Origin of the sequence: Pseudomonas sp. BIGb0176, from assembly GCF_024810175.1 — a bacterium.
Classification (GTDB): domain Bacteria; phylum Pseudomonadota; class Gammaproteobacteria; order Pseudomonadales; family Pseudomonadaceae; genus Aquipseudomonas; species Aquipseudomonas protegens.
Window position 1 is genome coordinate 554,657 of record NZ_JANUEC010000004.1, and the last position, 14,607, is coordinate 569,263.

Annotated in this window: 13 protein-coding genes; 2 read left to right on the forward strand and 11 right to left on the reverse strand. The window is 63.6% G+C overall.

Translation table 11 applies throughout. The features are described 5' to 3' along the window. Positions 1 to 59 precede the first annotated feature (59 nt). From phoU to M2395_RS25660, 6 genes are all read right to left on the reverse strand, one after another. On the reverse strand, positions 60 to 821 hold the full coding sequence (phoU, locus tag M2395_RS25635) for a phosphate signaling complex protein PhoU (RefSeq protein ID WP_011064281.1): 762 nt from the start codon (positions 819 to 821) through the stop codon (positions 60 to 62). Between the two features lie 121 nt (positions 822 to 942). Beyond that, positions 943 to 1,776, reverse strand: a complete 834-nt coding sequence (gene pstB, locus M2395_RS25640; RefSeq protein WP_011064282.1) for a phosphate ABC transporter ATP-binding protein PstB — start codon at positions 1,774 to 1,776, stop codon at positions 943 to 945. Between the two features lie 185 nt (positions 1,777 to 1,961). Then, complete coding sequence (gene pstA, locus M2395_RS25645; RefSeq protein ID WP_011064283.1) at positions 1,962 to 3,632, reverse strand: phosphate ABC transporter permease PstA; 1,671 nt, start codon at positions 3,630 to 3,632, stop codon at positions 1,962 to 1,964. Positions 3,633 to 3,647: 15 nt separating this feature from the next. Then, positions 3,648 to 5,681, reverse strand: coding sequence for an ABC transporter permease subunit (locus M2395_RS25650; RefSeq protein ID WP_174395861.1), 2,034 nt, complete (start codon positions 5,679 to 5,681; stop codon positions 3,648 to 3,650). A gap of 488 nt (positions 5,682 to 6,169) precedes the next feature. Next, entirely contained in the window at positions 6,170 to 7,153 is a 984-nt protein-coding gene (locus tag M2395_RS25655; RefSeq protein WP_011064285.1) for a phosphate ABC transporter substrate-binding protein PstS, read from the reverse strand. 237 nt (positions 7,154 to 7,390) lie between these two features. Next, positions 7,391 to 8,689, reverse strand: coding sequence for an MFS transporter (locus M2395_RS25660; RefSeq protein WP_019094638.1), 1,299 nt, complete (start codon positions 8,687 to 8,689; stop codon positions 7,391 to 7,393). 394 nt (positions 8,690 to 9,083) lie between these two features. Here M2395_RS25660 and M2395_RS25665 point away from each other — a divergent pair, with 394 nt between their 5' ends. Further along, on the forward strand, positions 9,084 to 9,488 hold the full coding sequence (locus M2395_RS25665) for an acyl-CoA thioesterase (RefSeq protein ID WP_003229628.1): 405 nt from the start codon (positions 9,084 to 9,086) through the stop codon (positions 9,486 to 9,488). A gap of 58 nt (positions 9,489 to 9,546) precedes the next feature. Beyond that, positions 9,547 to 10,446 (forward strand): D-hexose-6-phosphate mutarotase, encoded by a 900-nt coding sequence (locus M2395_RS25670; protein WP_123431123.1) that lies wholly within the window; start codon positions 9,547 to 9,549, stop codon positions 10,444 to 10,446. Between the two features lie 104 nt (positions 10,447 to 10,550). Here M2395_RS25670 and M2395_RS25675 read toward each other — a convergent pair whose 3' ends face one another. The 5 genes from M2395_RS25675 to M2395_RS25695 form a co-directional block, all read right to left on the reverse strand. Further along, positions 10,551 to 11,087 (reverse strand): DUF3299 domain-containing protein, encoded by a 537-nt coding sequence (locus M2395_RS25675; RefSeq protein WP_011064288.1) that lies wholly within the window; start codon positions 11,085 to 11,087, stop codon positions 10,551 to 10,553. A 137-nt stretch (positions 11,088 to 11,224) separates the two neighbouring features. Continuing rightward, positions 11,225 to 11,470: a GlsB/YeaQ/YmgE family stress response membrane protein gene (locus tag M2395_RS25680; RefSeq protein ID WP_011064289.1), complete on the reverse strand. Its 246-nt coding sequence runs from the start codon at positions 11,468 to 11,470 to the stop codon at positions 11,225 to 11,227. 107 nt (positions 11,471 to 11,577) lie between these two features. Then, positions 11,578 to 12,660: a 5-(carboxyamino)imidazole ribonucleotide synthase gene (locus M2395_RS25685; RefSeq protein ID WP_123431124.1), complete on the reverse strand. Its 1,083-nt coding sequence runs from the start codon at positions 12,658 to 12,660 to the stop codon at positions 11,578 to 11,580. Positions 12,661 to 12,671: 11 nt separating this feature from the next. After that, positions 12,672 to 13,163 (reverse strand): 5-(carboxyamino)imidazole ribonucleotide mutase, encoded by a 492-nt coding sequence (gene purE, locus M2395_RS25690; protein ID WP_011064291.1) that lies wholly within the window; start codon positions 13,161 to 13,163, stop codon positions 12,672 to 12,674. Between the two features lie 524 nt (positions 13,164 to 13,687). Beyond that, positions 13,688 to 14,602: a LysR substrate-binding domain-containing protein gene (locus tag M2395_RS25695; RefSeq protein WP_011064292.1), complete on the reverse strand. Its 915-nt coding sequence runs from the start codon at positions 14,600 to 14,602 to the stop codon at positions 13,688 to 13,690. Between the last annotated feature and the right edge of the window lie 5 nt (positions 14,603 to 14,607).

Below are 14,607 nucleotides of genomic sequence, written 5' to 3' on the forward strand. Positions count from 1 at the left end.
TTCCAGGAGCACAAACAAAAACGCCCGGCCAAAAGGCCGGGCGCTCTTCTCGGGCACTCTTACTTATCGTCAGTTTCATCCGGAACATTAGCGGATTCGCCACTGGTACCTTCAACTTCCTGCTTCATGCGCTTGAGCCCAAGGTGACGAACATCGGTGCCGCGCACCAGATAAATCACCAGCTCGGAAATGTTGCGCGCGTGGTCGCCGATCCGCTCCAGCGAGCGCAGCACCCAGATAATGCTCAGAACCCGCGAGATAGAGCGTGGGTCTTCCATCATGTAGGTGGCCAGCTCACGCAGCGCGGTCTTGTATTCGCGGTCGATGATCTTGTCGTACTGGGCCACCGAAAGTGCCAGGTCGGCATCGAAGCGGGCAAAGGCGTCCAGGGCATCGCGCACCATGTTGCGCACCTGGTCGCCGATATGCCGCACTTCCACGTAGCCACGCGGGGCCTCGCCCTCTTCGCAGAGCTGGATGGCCCGGCGGGCGATCTTGGTGGCTTCGTCGCCGATGCGCTCCAGGTCGATCACCGACTTGGAGATGCTGATGATCAAACGCAAGTCGGAGGCCGCCGGCTGGCGACGGGCGAGAATGCGCAGGCATTCCTCGTCGATATTGCGTTCCATCTGGTTGATCTGGTCGTCGATCTCGCGCACCTGCTGGGCCAGGCCGGAGTCGGCCTCGATCAGCGCTGTGACCGCGTCATTGACTTGCTTCTCCACCAGCCCGCCCATGGCCAGGAGGTGGCTGCGTACTTCTTCCAGCTCGGCATTGAACTGCTGGGAGATGTGATGGGTTAAGCCTTCCTTCGAAATCATCGTGTTCGCTCCGCGAAAGTTGCAAGCTTCAAGCCGCAAGCTTCAAGCAGTTAAATAGTGATCCGGATGTCGCGCACCGCCTCTGTTGCGCCGCGTGAAACCTGCGGCTGGCAGCTGCTTTCTAGCCATAGCGCCCGGTAATGTAGTCTTCGGTCTGCTTCTTCGCCGGGTTGGTGAACAGCGTGTCGGTATCGCCGAACTCCACCAGTTTGCCCATGTACATGAAGGCGGTGTAGTCGGAAACCCGCGCCGCCTGCTGCATGTTGTGGGTCACGATGACGATGGTGAACTTGGACTTGAGCTCATAGATCAGCTCCTCGACCTTCAGGGTCGAGATCGGGTCCAGGGCCGAGCAGGGTTCGTCCAGCAGCAGCACTTCCGGCTCCACGGCGATGGTCCGGGCGATTACCAGACGCTGCTGCTGGCCGCCGGACAGGCCCAGGGCCGAATCATGCAGGCGGTCCTTGACCTCGTCCCACAGCGCCGCGCCCTTGAGGGCCCATTCCACGGCTTCGTCGAGCACGCGCTTCTTGTTGATGCCCTGGATGCGCAGGCCGTAGACCACGTTTTCATAGATGGTCTTGGGGAACGGGTTGGGCTTCTGGAACACCATGCCGACCCGGCGACGCAGCTCGGCCACGTCTTCGCCCTTGCGGTAGATGTTGTTGCCGTAGAGGTTGATCGCACCCTCTACGCGGCAGCCGTCCACCAGGTCGTTCATGCGGTTGAAGGTCCGCAGCAGGGTCGACTTGCCGCAACCGGACGGGCCGATGAAGGCGGTCACGCGCTGCTTGGGGATGTTCATGCTGACGTCGAACAGCGCTTGTTTCTCGCCGTAGTACAGGCTCAGGCCGGGCACTTCGATGGCCACGGTTTCCTGTTCCAGGCTCAGGCTCTGCTTGTCGCGGCCCAGGGCGGACATGTTGATGCCATGAGTGTGTGCTTCGTGTTGCATGGGATGCTCCCTGTGCTACCAATTCGTTTGTCGTGAACCGCAGGCATCAGGCCAGCGGCGACATCATTCTGTTTGTAGTAGCCGGCTTGCCGGCGAAGAGGCCTGCGGGCCTTGTGTCGCCCTTGCGGACGCCTTCGCTGGCAAGCCAGCTCCTACGCAAGCCAGCGTCCACACAAGCCAGCCGATCAGCTGTCCAGTGCCTTGTATTTTTCACGCAGGTGGTTACGGATCCACACCGCCGACAGGTTCAGGGTGGCGATCACCAGCACCAGCAGCAGCGCGGTGGCGTACACCAGCGGCCGCGCCGCCTCGACGTTGGGGCTCTGGAAGCCGACGTCGTAGATGTGGAAGCCCAGGTGCATGATCTTCTGGTCCAGGTGCAGGTACGGGTAGTTACCGTCCAGCGGCAGCGACGGCGCCAGCTTCACCACACCCACCAGCATCAGCGGCGCCACTTCACCGGCAGCGCGGGCGACCGCGAGGATCATCCCGGTCATCATCGCCGGGCTGGCCATGGGCAGAACGATCTTCCACAGGGTCTCGGCCTTGGTCGCACCCAGGGCCAGGGAACCTTCGCGCACGGTGCGGGGAATCCGCGCCAGGCCTTCTTCGGTGGCCACGATCACCACCGGCACCGCCAGCAGCGCCAGGGTCAGGGAAGCCCAGAGCAGGCCCGGGGTGCCGAAGGTCGGCGCCGGCAGCGCTTCGGGGAAGAACAGACGGTCCACGGAGCCGCCCAGCACGTAGACGAAGAAGCCCAGGCCGAACACACCGTAGACGATGGCCGGAACCCCCGCCAGGTTGTTCACCGCAATGCGGATCACCCGGGTCAGGGTGTTCTGCTTGGCATATTCACGCAGGTAGACCGCTGCCAGCACGCCGAACGGGGTGACGATCATGGCCATGATCAGGGTCATCATCACGGTGCCGAAAATGGCCGGGAAAATACCGCCCTCGGTGTTGGCTTCGCGCGGGTCATCGCTGAGGAACTCCCAGACCTTGCTGAAGTAGAAACCGATCTTGGTAAAAGTGCCCATGGCGTTCGGCTGGTAGGCGTGTACCACCTTGCCCAGGCCGATCTCCACTTCCTTGCCGTTGGCATCACGGGCGGTCAGGCTGTCGCGGTTGAACTGGGCGTGCAGGTCGCTCAGGCGCGCCTCGATGTCCTGGTAGCGGGCATTGAGTTCGGCGCGCTCGGCATCCATGTCGGCCTGGGCCGCGGCATCCAGCTTGCCGTCCAGCTCCAGCTTGCGGCCGTGCAGGCGGATGCGTTCCAGGCCGGCGTTGATGGCGCCGATGTCGGATTTCTCCAGGGTCTTGAGCTGGGCGGCCAGCTTGTTCACCCGGTCGATCCGCGCTTGCAGCTCGGGCCAGGCGGCTTCGCCTTCGGCGATCACCTTGCCGCTTTCCTTGACGTTGACCAGGTAGCCGTAGAAGTTGCCCCACTCACGGCGCTCGATGGCCATCAGCTCTTTGGGGTAGCTCTGGTTGGTCAGCCACTCGCCGACGATCCAGGTGAAGTCGTTGCCGTTCAGGTCACGGTTGCCGACCTTGATCAGCTCGCGGGTCATGAACTCCGGGCCCTGGTCGGGCACCGGCAGGCCGGCACTCTTCAGACGCGCCCGGGGCACTTCTTCCTTCTGCACCACTTCACCGATAACCAGGTGGTTGGCCTGGCCCGGAACGTCGTAGTTGGCGTGCACCAGGTCGGCTGGCCAGAAGTGGCCGAGGCCACGCACGGCGATCACCGCCAGCAGGCCGATGGTCATGATGACCGCGATGGACACCGCGCCACCGCTGATCCAGACGCCGGGGGCGCCGCTCTTGAACCAGTCTTTTAGGGAGTTCTGTTTCACAGACTTCTACCTTTCTTAAAGCGACGAGTATTTCTTGCGCAGACGCTGACGGATCAGCTCGGCGAGGGTGTTCATGACGAAGGTGAACAGCAGCAGCACCAGCGCCGAGAGGAACAGCACGCGGTAGTGGCTGCCGCCGACTTCCGATTCGGGCATTTCCACCGCGACGTTGGCGGCCAGGGTGCGCAGGCCTTCGAACAGGTTCATTTCCATGACCGGGGTGTTGCCGGTGGCCATCAGCACGATCATGGTCTCGCCCACGGCGCGGCCCATGCCGATCATCAGCGCCGAGAAGATCCCCGGGCTGGCGGTGAGGATCACCACCCGCGTCATGGTCTGCCACGGCGTGGCGCCCAGGGCCAGGGAGCCCAGGGTCAGGCCCCGCGGCACGCTGAACACGGCGTCTTCGGCGATCGAGTAGATATTCGGGATCACCGCAAAGCCCATGGCCAGGCCCACTACCAGGGCGTTGCGCTGGTCGTAGGTGATCCCCAGGTCGTGGGAGATCCACATGCGCATGTCACCACCGAAGAACCAGTTCTCCATGAACGGGCTCATGTACAGCGAGAGGAAGCCGACGAAAATGATCACCGGGATCAGGATTGCGCTCTCCCAGCCGTCCGGCACTTTCAGGCGCAGCGACTCGGGCAGGCGGCTCCAGGCGAAACCGGCCACCAGGATGCCGATCGGCAGCAGGAGCAGCAGGCTGAAGATGCCCGGCAAGTGGCCTTCGACATAGGGCGCGAGGAACAGGCCGGCGAAGAAGCCGAGGATCACCGTCGGCATCGCTTCCATCAGTTCGATCACCGGCTTGACCTTGCGGCGCATGCCCGGTGCCATGAAGTAGGCGGTGTAGATCGCCGCCGCCACCGCCAATGGCGCCGCCAGCAGCATGGCGTAGAACGCCGCCTTCAGGGTGCCGAAGGTCAGGGGCGACAGGCTAAGCTTGGGTTCGAAATCGGTGTTGGCCGCGGTGGATTGCCAGACGTATTTAGGCTCGTCGTAGTTCTCGTACCAGACCTTGCTCCACAACGCGCTCCAGGACACTTCCGGGTGCGGGTTGTCCAGCAGCAGCGGTTGCAGCTTGCCGCCGGCCTCGACGATCACCCGGTTGGCCCGTGGCGACAGGCCGAACAGGCCCTGGCCGTCTACCACCTGGTCCACCAGCAGGGTGCGGTGGGCGGTACTGTGGAACACCCCGAGCTTGCCGGCGGCGTCCAGGGCAACGAAGCCCTTGCGACGCTCCTCGGCGGTGATTTCAACAATGGGCGCGGTGCCCATCTGGAAGGTGCGGATCTGCTTCAGGCGCAGCTCGCCGTCCGGGTCGCGGGCCATGAACCACTGGGCCAGACCGCCCTTGGATGTCCCGATGATCAGCGAGATGCCGCCCACCAACTGGGTGCTGGCGGTGACTTCGGTATCGGCGTCTTCCAGCAGTTTGTAGCGACCGTTGAGGCTCTTGTCCCGCAGGCTGAAGACATCGGCCTGGGCGCGCCCGTTGATCACGTACAGCCACTGCTGGCGCGGGTCGATGTACATGGCCTTGACCGGCTCGGTCATCTGCGGCAGCTCGATGCGGCTCTGCTCGCTGGTGACCTCGCCGGTCATCATGTTTTCTTCGCGGGTCAGCTTCAGCACATGCAACTGCGCCCCGGTGGAACCAGCGACGATCAGCGACGAATCGCTGGCATTGAGATTGACGTGCTCCAGGGCACCGCCCTGCTCGTTCAGGGTGATCGGGGTTTCGCCGTAGGGGTACTCGATGGCCGGCGAGATGGTCTTCTTGCCGTCCGGGTAGCTGACCTTGTAGGTGTGGCGGAACACCAGGGCCTGGCCGTTGGACAGGCCGACCACCACCAGCGGGTTGCCGGGCTGGTCCTTGCCGATGGAGGTGACGCTGGCGCCCGCCGGGATCGGCAGGTCGACCTTGCGCAGCTCGGCGCCACTGTCGATGTCGAAGAACAGCGCCTGGCCCTTGTCGGAGACGCGCATGGCCACCTGGTTCTGCTCTTCCAGGGAGAACATCAGCGGCTTGCCGGCGTCCTGCATCCAGGCGGGAGTCAGAGGGTCCTTGGCGGTCAGCTCGGCGCCCTGGAACAGCGGTGCGACGACATAGGCGAGGAAGAAGAAGATCAGGGTTATAGCACCCAGTACCGCGAGGCCGCCGACAAGGACGTACCAACGGGTCAGGCGGTCTTTGAGCGCGCGGATGCGACGCTTGCGTTGCAGTTCAGGCGTATTGAAGTCAATGCGCTTGGGGGGAGAAGTCGTAGTCATGGTGGAGTTGGCCAGATCATTCATGCGCACACCCTAGCGATCCTGTATGACAGAAAGATGACAATGCAGTGACGCAACAAATCCGCCGCATGGCAGGGCCGGCAGCGGACAGAAAATGAGGTTGCAGGAGCCGGCAGGCCGACGAACCAGCCTTGAGCCTGGGTCGCCATTTCAGGCGCTTTCCCTGGCAAGCGGAACGCCGCCCGGCCAGCTCCTACGAAAACGAGAGGGTCCGGGGAGCCCGGACCTTCGGAGGCGGCTTATGCGCCTTCTTTCAGGCCCAGGTCAGCCAGTGCCTTGGCGGCCACCTTGGCTGGCAGTGGGATGTAGCCGTCTTTGACGACCACTTCCTGGCCTTGTTTGGACAGGACCAGTTTCACGAACTCGGCTTCCAGCGGGGCCAGAGGCTTGTTCGGGGCCTTGTTGACGTAGACGTAGAGGAAGCGCGACAGCGGGTACTTGCCGTTCAGGGCGTTTTCTTCGGTGTCTTCGATGAAGTCGGTGCTGCCTTTCTTGGCCAGGGCCACGGTCTTCACGCTGGCGGTCTTGTAGCCGATGCCCGAGTAGCCGATGCCGTTCAGCGAGGAGCTGATGGACTGCACCACCGACGCCGAACCAGGCTGTTCGTTGACGTTAGGCTTGTAGTCGCCTTTGCACAGGGCTTCTTCCTTGAAGTAGCCGTAGGTGCCGGATACCGAGTTGCGACCGAACAGCTGAACCGGCTTGTTGGCCAGGTCGCCCTTCACGCCCAGGTCGCCCCAGGTCTTCACTTCTTCCTTGGCGCCGCACAGACGAGTCGAGGAGAAGATCGCGTCGACCTGTTCCATGGTCAGGTGCTGGATCGGGTTGTCCTTGTGCACGAACACGGCCAGGGCGTCCACGGCCACCGGGATAGCGGTTGGCTTGTAGCCGTACTTCTGCTCGAAGGCCGCCAGTTCCGTGTCCTTCATCTTGCGGCTCATAGGGCCCAGGTTGGAGGTGCCTTCGGTCAGCGCGGGTGGCGCGGTGGCGGAGCCGGCGGCCTGAATCTGAATGTTGACGTTCGGGTATTCCTTTTTGTAGTTCTCGGCCCACAGGGTCATCAGGTTCGCCAAGGTATCGGAACCGACGCTGGACAGGTTGCCCGACACACCAGTGGTCTTGGTGTAGCTCGGGATAGCAGGGTCAACAGCGGCAACCGCGTGGGCAGTCGCAACGCCAGCGGCGACAAAGGTCATTGCCGCCATCAAACGCTTCAGTTTCATGCCTTACTCCTAGCAGATAGGGTGTGTTAAGTCGGGGCCAAGTATCTGTAGGCCGTGTGAACACTCTATGTCCGGAATATGACAATTAGATGAAAGGCCAGCATTCCTGAACGCAAGCGGGCCTTTCTTTGTTCGGCGATAAAAACCTCTGTAGCCGCTGCCGCAGGCTGCGATCGACCCGCAGGGTCGCGGCGCCCTTCAGCGCACACCAGGGCCTGAGCGGCTACAGGGTGGTGGTCAGCGGCCCTTGGCCCACAGGTACAGCCCCACCAGCAGGCCGATGCCGCAAATAATTGCAACATAATAGGCCGGGCCCATGGGGCTTTCCTTGAGCAGCCAGGTCACCACCATTGGCGTCAGGCCACCGAAGATCGCGTACGCCAGGTTGTAGGAAAACGACAGGCCGCTGAAGCGCACCACTGCCGGGAACGCCTTGACCATCACATAAGGCACCGCACCGATGGTGCCGACGAACAGGCCGGTCAGGGCATACAGCGGGAACAGCCACTGCGGGTTGTCCAGCAGGCCGTGATAAAAGGTCCAGGAAGTGACCAGCAACAAGGCGCTGCCGAACACGAACACCTTGCCCGCACCGAATCGGTCCGCCAGGGCACCCGAGGCCACGCAGCCCAGGCTCAGGAAGATAATGGCCAGGCTGTTGGCCTCCAGGGCGGTGATGGCCGGGAATTTATAGACCGTCTGCAGCACGGTGGGGGTCATCAGGATCACCACGATGATCCCGGCGGACAGCAGCCAGGTCAGCAGCATGGAAATCACGATCGCCCCGCGGTGATCACGCAGCACCGTGCGCAGCGGCAGTTCCTCGGCCAGGGCCTTGCGCAGTTGCAGTTCGGCGAACACCGGGGTTTCGTGGAGCAGGCGGCGCAGGTACACCGAGAACAGGCCGAACACCCCACCCAGCAGGAACGGGATCCGCCAGGCGTAATCCGCCACTTCCACCGGGGTATAGATGCTGTTGATCGCAGTGGCCACCAGCGACCCCAGGAGAATCCCGGCAGTCAGGCCCGAGGTCAGGGTGCCGCAGGCATAGCCGATATGCCGCTGGGGCACGTGTTCGGAAACGAACACCCAGGCCCCGGGCACCTCACCACCGATGGCCGCCCCCTGGATCACCCGCATCAGCAACAGCAGGATCGGCGCCCACATGCCGATCTGCGCGTAGGTCGGCAACAGGCCCATGATCAGGGTGGGCACCGCCATCATGAAGATGCTCAGGGTGAACATCTTCTTGCGCCCCAGCAGGTCGCCAAAGTGAGCCATGACGATCCCGCCCAGGGGCCGCGCCAGGTAACCGGCCGCGAAGATCCCGAAGGTCTGCATCAGGCGCAGCCACTCGGGCATGTCCGCCGGGAAGAACAGCTTGCCGACCACGGTGGCAAAGAACACGAAGATGATGAAGTCGTAGAACTCCAGCGCCCCGCCCAGGGCAGACAGGGACAATGTCTTGTAGTCACTACGGGTCAGCGGACGGGCGGGTTGCGCAGGCTGCGCGGCGCTCGAGGGCACAGTGGTCATGGCAAGGGCTTCTCTTATTAGTCGGTTCTGGAAGCCGCAACAGCGCTGGTTGGGGCCTGGCAGGTTCGGCACGATAGCAAATTGTTCGAATGCGTACACAGCGGCGCACAAATGACTCACAAATTTGCGAACTGGACGGGTCGTCGCGGAGTCTATCGACCGATATACTCGCAGACCTCGAAGCGCAAAGCCGCTTCTGGCAAGGGTTGCTGTGCGAAAACGCTGCTGCGCGCCCCTGGCCCTGGCCAGCGCCAGTCGATTTCGCAGAGTTTCCCTTTAGCACGCCTTAGAAAGAACGTGACGAACGTAGTATGTTCGGGCTGAATCGTTTTTCCTGAAGACGGCTATTCACCTGAAGTACCCATGAAGCGTCACGGGTCAGAGGCCCCCCGGCATGATAGAACTCGAACAAGAAGATCCAATCCCGCAAGGCGACCTGGCCTTGCAAATCACCGCACTGCCCCGTGAAACCAACGGCTTTGGCGATATTTTCGGCGGCTGGCTGGTCGCGCAGATGGACCTGGCGGGCACCGCCATGGCCAGCCGCGTGGCCGGCGGCCGGGTGGCCACGGTGGCCATCGACCGCATGGCGTTCCTGGTGCCGGTGGCGGTGGGCGCGCAGCTGTCCTTCTACACCCAGACCCTGGAGATCGGCCGCAGCTCGATCCAGATGATGGTGGAAGTGTGGAGCGACGACCCGCTGTCCAGCGAATGGCGCAAGGTCACCGAGGCGGTGTTCGTATTCGTCGCCATCGATGGCAGTGGCCGCACCCGCTCGGTTCCGCCGCGCGCGCGCTAAACCTGATGACCGTTCTGCGGTCCATAGCAGCCCACACCTTGCGAACGAGAACAGCAGCATGCCTACGCCCCAGGTCGAAACGGTAAAACTGGATGAACTGAACTGCTGGCGCATCCGCCACGGTGACGCCGAACTGCTGGTGGCCCAGCAGGGCGCGCACATCCTCAGTTATCAAGTGGCCGGGCAACAGCCGCTGATCTGGCTCAACGACGAGGCCGTGTTCAAGCGCGGCAAGAGCATCCGCGCCGGGGTGCCGGTGTGCTGGCCCTGGTTCGGCAACTTTGCCCGCAACCCGCAGGCGGTGCAGGCCATGCGCCAAGGCACTGACCCGGCGCCGGCCCACGGCCTGGTGCGGGCCACCGACTGGGAACTGCTGGGCATCGAAAGCCAGGGTGACAGCCTGCTGGTGGAGCTGCGCCTGCCCTGCCCCGCGGGTGGTTTTCCCGGCTGGCCCCATCAAGTGGAACCGCGCCTGAGCATCCGCCTCGACCAGCAACTGCACATCAGCCTCAGCAGCCACAACCTGGGCACTGAAAGCGTGAGCATCAGCCAGGCGCTGCACAGCTACTTCGCGGTCAGCGATGTGCGCCAGGTGCAGGTCGAAGGCGTGGACGGGCTGAGCTACATCGAAACCCTGGAAGACTGGAAGACCAAGGTCCAGAGCGGCAGCCTGCACTTTACCGGCGAGACCGACCGCATCTACCTGAACGCCCCGACGCAGCTGGAGATCGTCGATCCGGACTGGCAACGGCGGATCCGCCTGAGCAGCGAAGGCTCGCGCACCGCGGTGATCTGGAACCCCTGGATCGACCGCGCCGCCCAATTCAGCGACATGGCCGACGACGGCTGGCAGCGCATGCTGTGTATCGAGACCGCCAACGTGATGGACGACATCGTCACCCTGGCCCCGGGCGCCAGCCACACCCTGAGCGTCAGCATCAGCGCCGCCCCGCTCTGACTCCACCTGCCTCGTAGGAGCTGGCTTGCCAGCGAAGAGGCCCTCAAGACCGCGTTCGCCGGCAAGCCGGCTCCTACCGTTCAGCGGCGTTCAAATGCGCCGCTTCAGAGATCCGATTCCTTGACCACCCGCACCTTCGCCGCATCCAGGGCATAGGCGGCATCGGCCAGGTCGTTGCTGACCTTTTCGATCTTCAGGGTGCCGGTCACCCACAGCGGCGTGTAGATGTCGTCCAGCTTCAAGCCCTTGGGAAAGCGCACCAGCACCAGCTGGTTGGGCGGCGGTGGCGGCACGTGGATGCAGGCGCCCGGGTACGGCACCAGGAAGAACAGCGTGCTGCGCCCCTTTGCATCGGCTTCCAGCGGCACCGGATAACCGCCGATGCGGATCTGCTTGTCATTCATGGCCGGCACGGTCTTGGTGGAATACATCACCGCCGGCAACCCCTTGCTCTGCTTCAGGCCGCCCTTTTCGGTGAAGGTGCCATTGGCTTCCGGGGAGTTGTGGTCGATTTCCGGCATCTGCTCCAGGGCCTTCTGGTCCGACTTGGGCATCAGCTCCAGCCAATCGGTTTCCGGCAGTTCGCCAGCCTGGGCCAGGCCGCAGCCCAGCAGAACAAAGGTCAATAGAAGACGGCGCATGTGAGGGTGGCTCGGTCAAAAGGGAAGGACGGGAAAACCCGGGCATTCTAGTGCCCAGACCGTCAGATGCGTTGAAGTTTCAGATGAAGAAAAAGGCTCCCCTCCGCGCGGACGGCAGAGGGGGCTTGTAGCGTGGTTCAGCTCTTCTTGACGAAGCCGTAGATCACCAGCAGGACGATCGCGCCCACCAGTGCACCGATGAAACCGGCGCCCTGGCCAGCCTGGTAGATACCCAGCGCCTGGCCGCCATAAGTGGCCGCCAGCGAACCGCCGATACCCAGCAGGATGGTCATGATCCAGCCCATGCTGTCGTCTCCCGGTTTGAGGAAGCGCGCCAGCAGACCAACGATCAAGCCGATGAAAATGGTTCCAATAATGCCCATGGCTGTTCCTCTGTAAGGGGGGATCAAGCCAAAGCCTAGCCAGCACTTTGGCATCCTGCTATCAGAGAACGGCGGGAAACGAAGGTTCCCGCCAGCCGGAGGATTTGTTACTCGGCGATCAGCGCTTGCACCTTGAGGATCTGCGCTTGCAGGGTCGCCTGATCGGCGCAGCGCAGGTTGGCGTGGCCGACCTTGCGACCGACCTTGAAGGCCTTGCCGTAGTGGTGCAGGTGGCAGTTGTCGATGGCGATGACCTTGTCCACCGGCGGCACTTCGCCGATGAAGTTGATCATGGCGCTCTCACCGACCTTGGCCGTGGAGCCCAGGGGCAGGCCGGCCACCGCCCGCAGGTGGTTTTCGAACTGGCTGCACTCGGCGCCTTCGGTGGTCCAGTGCCCGGAGTTGTGCACCCGCGGAGCGATCTCGTTGGCCTTGAGGCCGCCGTCCACTTCGAAGAACTCGAAAGCCATTACGCCCACATAATCCAACTGCTTGAGCACGCGGCTGGAGTAGTCCTCGGCCAGTGCCTGTAACGGGTGGTCACTGCTGGCCACCGACAGGCGCAGGATGCCGCTGTCATGAGTGTTGTGCACCAACGGGTAGAAACGGGTTTCACCGTCACGGGCGCGCACGGCGATCAGCGAGACTTCACCGGTGAAGGGCACGAAGCCTTCCAGCAGGCAAGGCACGCTGCCCAGTTCGGCGAAGGTGCCTTCGACGTCGGCGGCGCTGCGCAGGACCTTCTGGCCCTTGCCGTCGTAACCCAGGGTGCGGGTCTTGAGCACGGCCGGCAGGCCGATGCGCGCCACGGCGGCGTCGAGATCCGCCTGGGACTGGATGTCGGCGAACTCCGGAGTAGGAATCCCCAGGTCCTTGAACATGCTCTTCTCGAACCAGCGATCGCGGGCGATGCGCAGGGCTTCGGCGCTCGGGTAGACCGGCACGAACTGCGAGAGGAAGGCCACGGTTTCCGCCGGCACGCTCTCGAATTCGAAGGTCACCAGGTCCACTTCATCGGCCAGCTGGCGCAGGTGGTCCTGGTCGCCGTAGTCGGCCCGCAGGTGTTCGCCCAGAGGGGCGGCACAGGCGTCCGGCGCCGGGTCGAGGAAAGCGAAGTTCATTCCCAGCGGAGTCCCCGCCAGGGCCAACATGCGGCCCAGCTGGCCGCCACCGATTACACCGATCTTCATCGTCAACAACCTCAGGCGACGCGCGGGTCTGGATTGTCCAGGACGCTGTCTGTCTGTTCAGCACGGAATTTTTTCAGCACCGCATGGAACTGCGGGTGCTTGGCGCCCAGGATGCTCGCCGAGAGCAGCGCCGCGTTGATCGCGCCCGCCTTGCCGATGGCCAGGGTGGCCACGGGGATGCCGGCCGGCATCTGCACGATGGACAGCAGCGAATCCACGCCCGAGAGCATCGACGACTGCACCGGCACGCCCAGCACCGGCAGGTGGGTCTTGGCCGCACACATGCCAGGCAAGTGCGCCGCGCCGCCGGCACCGGCGATGATCACCTCGATGCCTCGCGCCTCAGCCTCATCGGCGTACTGGAACAGCAGGTCCGGGGTGCGGTGTGCGGAAACCACCTTCACCTCGTAAGGGATGCCGAGCTTTTCCAGCATATCGGCGGTGTGGCTAAGGGTGGACCAATCGGACTTGGAGCCCATGATCACGCCAACCAGTGCACTCATCGTCGTGCCTCTTCTCTCTGGGCGCCCGCAGGCGCGTCAAAAACAACAAGCCACGCGAAATGCGTGGCTTAAATTGTACGAATTATGGCCAGGCGAACCGGCCGAAGGCCGCGCAGTATACCGAAAAAGGCGCGTTAAACGCACTTTCGCCGACCATCTGCAAAACAAAGTATTTCCGGCGCAAAACCCCGGTTTTATTGACTCCAAGGTCAATCCCACCCCCCCTCGCAGGCGCTGGCTTGCCAGTGAACAGGCCCACCCTGCGATCACCGCCCTCCCGGCCGACGCCTTTGCCGGCAAGCCGGCTCCTACAAAAAAACCTGCGCCTATCTCCCGTAGGAGCTGGCTTGCCAGCGAAGAGGCCCGCCCTGCAATCACCGCCCTCCCGGCCGACGCTTTCGCCGGCAAGCCGGCTCCTACAAAAAAACCTGCGCCTATCTCCCGTAGGAGCTGGCTTGCCAGCGAAGAGGCCCACCCTGCGATCACCACCCTTCCGGCCGACGCTTTCGCCGGCAAGCCGGCTCCTACGTGGCCGCAGCTTGCGCGGCAGCGCCTTCCAGCTTGCGCCACAGCAAGCGTACGTTGGCCTTGCGCACCAGGGCGCAGCGGTACAGGCGAATCTCCAGCGGCACATGCCATTGCGCCCCGCCGCAGACCACCAGCTCGCCCCGGGCCAGCTCGGCGCGCACGCTCAGTTGCGGCACCCAGGCAATGCCCAGGCCTTCCAGGGCCATGCTCTTGAGGCTGTCGGCCATGGCGGTTTCATAGACGGTGGTGAAACGCAGGTTGCGCTGGCGCAGCAGCAGGTTCACCGAACGCCCGAGGAAAGCCCCGGCGCTGTACGCCAGCAACGGCACGCTGGCCTCGCCTTCCAGGTCGAACAGCGGCTTGCCCTGGGCGTCGGCAGCGCACACCGGGAGCATCTCGGTGTGCCCCAGGTGCAGCGAGGGGAAGATTTCCGAGTCCATCTGCAAGGCCGCGTCCGGGTCATAGAAGGCCAGCATCAGGTCGCAACCGCCTTCGCGCAGGGCGTGCACCGCATCACCGACGTTGGTGGCCACCAGCCGCGTGGCGATGTTCAGCCCTTCGTTGCGCAGTTGGGCGATCCAGCGCGGGAAGAAGCCCAGCGCCAGGGAGTGGGCAGCCGCCACCTGCATCACCTCGCCCTGCCCGCCTTCCAGGTGGTGCAGGTGACGCACCACCTCGCCGAGCTGTTCGACCACGGTGCGCGCGGTCACCAGGAACAACTGCCCCGCTGCCGTCAGCTCCACCGGCGTACGCGAGCGGTTGACCAGGGTCAGGCCCAGGGCCGCTTCCAGGCTGCGGATCCGCCGGCTGAAGGCCGGCTGGGTCACGAAACGTCGCTCGGCAGCCTGGGAAAAGCTGCGGGTGGCGGCCAGGGCACTGAAGTCCTCGAGCCATTTGCTTTCCAGATTCATCACGT

Coding starts and splice junctions, on each gene's coding strand:
- purE (WP_011064291.1), bottom strand. CDS start 13,163: ATGAGTGCACTGGTTGGCGTGATCATGGGCTCCAAGTCCGATTGGTCC.
- pstB (WP_011064282.1), bottom strand. CDS start 1,776: ATGCAACACGAAGCACACACTCATGGCATCAACATGTCCGCCCTGGGC.
- phoU (WP_011064281.1), bottom strand. CDS start 821: ATGATTTCGAAGGAAGGCTTAACCCATCACATCTCCCAGCAGTTCAAT.
- M2395_RS25685 (WP_123431124.1), bottom strand. CDS start 12,660: ATGAAGATCGGTGTAATCGGTGGCGGCCAGCTGGGCCGCATGTTGGCC.
- M2395_RS25660 (WP_019094638.1), bottom strand. CDS start 8,689: ATGACCACTGTGCCCTCGAGCGCCGCGCAGCCTGCGCAACCCGCCCGT.
- M2395_RS25650 (WP_174395861.1), bottom strand. CDS start 5,681: ATGCAGGACGCCGGCAAGCCGCTGATGTTCTCCCTGGAAGAGCAGAAC.
- M2395_RS25680 (WP_011064289.1), bottom strand. CDS start 11,470: ATGGGCATTATTGGAACCATTTTCATCGGCTTGATCGTTGGTCTGCTG.
- M2395_RS25675 (WP_011064288.1), bottom strand. CDS start 11,087: ATGCGCCGTCTTCTATTGACCTTTGTTCTGCTGGGCTGCGGCCTGGCC.
- M2395_RS25670 (WP_123431123.1), top strand. CDS start 9,547: ATGCCTACGCCCCAGGTCGAAACGGTAAAACTGGATGAACTGAACTGC.
- M2395_RS25665 (WP_003229628.1), top strand. CDS start 9,084: ATGATAGAACTCGAACAAGAAGATCCAATCCCGCAAGGCGACCTGGCC.
- M2395_RS25695 (WP_011064292.1), bottom strand. CDS start 14,602: ATGAATCTGGAAAGCAAATGGCTCGAGGACTTCAGTGCCCTGGCCGCC.
- M2395_RS25655 (WP_011064285.1), bottom strand. CDS start 7,153: ATGAAACTGAAGCGTTTGATGGCGGCAATGACCTTTGTCGCCGCTGGC.